Genomic DNA, 2,075 nt, shown 5'->3' on the forward strand with positions numbered 1-2,075 from the left:
AGGTGTTGAATAGTCCTTAAAAATCAGTATTATACGCGCCACCACACAGCGGGTCGTTAGCTCAGTTGGTAGAGCAGTTGGCTTTTAACCAATTGGTCGTAGGTTCGAATCCCACACGACCCACCATATTTGGCGGTTTAGAAAATCCGGAAGGCCCACGCAAGTGAGGATTTCCGGGTTTTTTTTGCCTGTGATTTGTGTTTGCCCAAGCCTGGGCGGCGCTGCAAGGCGCAGGTCAGAATCATCTTTTGCATCCACCGGATATTCTGTAGCCTTGCGCAGCTTCAACACTGTTCCGTGCCTGATGAATACTCACTTTCCCGGCGGTACCCTGAAGGGTCCGGAGCCGGGTGTATACTCGACTTTCGCGCGAATGCGCCTGCAGGTCTTGCGAAAATGACGCAGATTTCCGAACGCCTTTTGGTTCAAGCCCACCTCGATGCCAAGCAGCCCAAGCCGCTGACCGCCGATGAGGAAGCCTATTACCGTTCCGCCATCGCTGCCGAGCTCAAGGCTCAGGACGCGGTGCTGGTTGCTCACTTCTATTGCGATCCCGTTATTCAGGCCCTGGCCGAAGAAACCGGTGGCTGTGTTTCCGACTCGCTGGAGATGGCCCGCTTCGGCAATGCTCACCCAGCCAAGACCGTGGTCGTCGCCGGCGTGAAGTTCATGGGCGAGACGGCCAAAATCCTCAACCCGGAAAAACGTGTCCTGATGCCGACCCTGGAGGCGACCTGCTCGCTGGACCTGGGTTGCCCTGTCGACGAGTTTTCTGCGTTTTGCGACCAGCACCCGGAGCGTACAGTGGTGGTTTATGCCAACACGTCAGCGGCGGTCAAGGCCCGGGCTGATTGGGTGGTGACTTCAAGCTGCGCGCTGGAAATCGTCGAAAGCCTGATGGATAACGGTGAAACCATTATCTGGGGACCGGACAAGCATCTGGGCACTTACATTCAGCGCCAGACCGGTGCCGACATGTTGTTGTGGGACGGTGCCTGCATTGTTCACGAAGAGTTCAAGTCCAAGCAGCTTGAGGACATGAAGGCGTTGTATCCGGATGCGGCGATTCTGGTGCACCCTGAGTCGCCGACCTCGGTCATCGAGCTCGCGGATGCTGTCGGTTCCACCAGTCAATTGATCGCGGCAGCGCAAACCTTGCCGAACAAGACACTGATCGTCGCGACTGACCGCGGTATCTTCTACAAGATGCAGCAGCTGTGCCCGGACAAGGTCTTTATCGAAGCCCCTACGGCCGGTAACGGCGCAGCATGCCGCAGTTGTGCGCATTGCCCCTGGATGGCGATGAATACCCTTGAGCGCACGCTGAAGGCGTTGAAGGAAGGGGCAAATGAGATCTTCGTCGATCCGGCGCTGATTCCACAGGCGATTCGGCCATTGAAGCGCATGCTCGATTTTACTCAGGCTGCGATCTTTTTTGTGGGCGTTACTTTTGTTTCTTGGGGATCCGCACAAGCTGGGTATTGGAGTACATGTCATGCCAGCTGCGTTTCTGCTTGTCGAACAGCGACCAGATGAATCCCAGGCCAACGCACAGCCACGACGCGATCGATACCACAAAACGCAGCAGCGCCTGCCACAGGCTGATGGACGAGCCATCGGCGTTCTGGACGCGAATGCACCACACCTGCATGCCCAGGGTCTGACCGGTATGGGTCCAGAACTTGGCGAAGAAGCCAAACAGGACAAACAGCAGCACTGTCGAAAGCAGCGGATCGCCATCGAGCGCACCGGCTTCTGTGAGCGTGCGCATTCTCTCTTCACCGATGATCGACATCTGGATCATCTTGTAGGCGCCGCTGGTGACGATCAGCAGGGCGGTGCACAACAGGAAGTCATAGAACATTGCAGCCAGGCGGCGGCCCAGGCCAACGGCAGGAAATTCGCCCTGGGGGTTGAGCAGGTGTTTCGACATGTTGGCTCTCGGCGAAAAAAAGAAGCCATTTTACGGATTTACGCGCACAAAAAAGCCCCTGATGTCAGCATCAGGGGCTTTTTCGTTACAGAAGATTAGCCTTCTGCTTGTACTTCGTCAGCCTGCATGCCTTTCTGGCCCT

At 56.4% G+C, this 2,075-nt stretch carries 1 protein-coding gene, 1 tRNA gene and 1 pseudogene; 2 read left to right on the forward strand and 1 reads right to left on the reverse strand.

The genetic code is table 11. From position 1 onward, the window contains the following. The first annotated feature begins 50 nt into the window (after positions 1-50). Both ACRESJ_RS31460 and nadA read left to right on the forward strand, forming a co-directional pair. Positions 51-126, forward strand: a tRNA-Lys gene (locus ACRESJ_RS31460). Between the two features lie 270 nt (positions 127-396). Continuing rightward, positions 397-1,428, forward strand: a pseudogene (nadA, locus tag ACRESJ_RS31465) (quinolinate synthase NadA); the annotation flags it as partial. A gap of 16 nt (positions 1,429-1,444) precedes the next feature. On the opposite strand, the gene ACRESJ_RS31470 reads toward nadA, so the two are convergent. Then, positions 1,445-1,933, reverse strand: coding sequence for an RDD family protein (locus ACRESJ_RS31470; RefSeq protein WP_431761388.1), 489 nt, complete (start codon positions 1,931-1,933; stop codon positions 1,445-1,447). Positions 1,934-2,075 lie beyond the last annotated feature (142 nt).

Origin of the sequence: Pseudomonas sp. (genome assembly GCF_050739655.1) — a bacterium.
GTDB lineage: Bacteria > Pseudomonadota > Gammaproteobacteria > Pseudomonadales > Pseudomonadaceae > Aquipseudomonas.

What these genes read in the sequence shown, in the direction of transcription:
- ACRESJ_RS31470 (WP_431761388.1), bottom strand. Translation starts at nt 1,933, where the DNA reads ATGTCGAAACACCTGCTCAACCCCCAGGGCGAATTTCCTGCCGTTGGC.